We start from the raw sequence: 713 nt of genomic DNA on the forward strand, positions 1-713 counted from the left end.
ACAAGGGCGAGAAGCGCCCCATTCCCTTCGTCGAGGACACCGCGGTGCCGCCGGAGCACCTGGCGGACTTTATCGCCGAGTTCCGCGCGGCCCTCGACGCCCGCGGCCTGGCCTATGGTATGTTCGGCCATGTCGACGCCGGGGTGCTGCACGTGCGCCCGGCCATCGACATGAAGGACCCCGAGCAGGAGCGGCTGATCCGCGAGGTCTCCGACGAGGTGGCCGAGCTGACCCATCAGTACGGCGGCCTGCTGTGGGGCGAGCACGGCAAGGGCGTGCGCTCGGAGTACGCGCCGAAGTTCTTCGGCGAGCTCTACCCCAGCCTGCAGCGGGTCAAGGCCGCCTTCGACCCGCATAACCAGTTGAACCCCGGCAAGATCGCCACGCCGCTTTCTATCCCGCCCGAAACCGCGGGTACTGCTTCCACCCCGCCCGACGCCGCGGGCAAGGCGTCCGACATCCTTGCCACCACCCCAGCGGAGCCGGTCAAGCTAGTCGACCCGGGCCTACTGGCCATCGACGGGGTGACCACCCGCGGCCAGCTCGACCGCCAGATCGACGAGCGGGTCTGGCAGGCCCATGACGCCGCCGTCTACTGCAACGGCAACGGCGCCTGCTACAACTACGACCCCAACGACGCCATGTGCCCCTCCTGGAAGGGCACCCGCGAGCGGGTCCACTCCCCCAAGGGCCGCGCCAGCCTGATGCGCGAG

The 713-nt window shown here is 69.7% G+C and carries 1 protein-coding gene; it reads left to right on the top strand.

Annotation, left to right across the window (positions count from 1 at the left end; genetic code table 11):
- Positions 1-713: FAD-linked oxidase C-terminal domain-containing protein (locus HPA02_RS18120; protein ID WP_186810027.1), on the top strand; the 713-nt coding region annotated here is incomplete at both ends.

Source organism: Bisbaumannia pacifica, from assembly GCF_007989625.1.
In the GTDB taxonomy this organism is placed as follows: domain Bacteria; phylum Pseudomonadota; class Gammaproteobacteria; order Pseudomonadales; family Halomonadaceae; genus Bisbaumannia; species Bisbaumannia pacifica.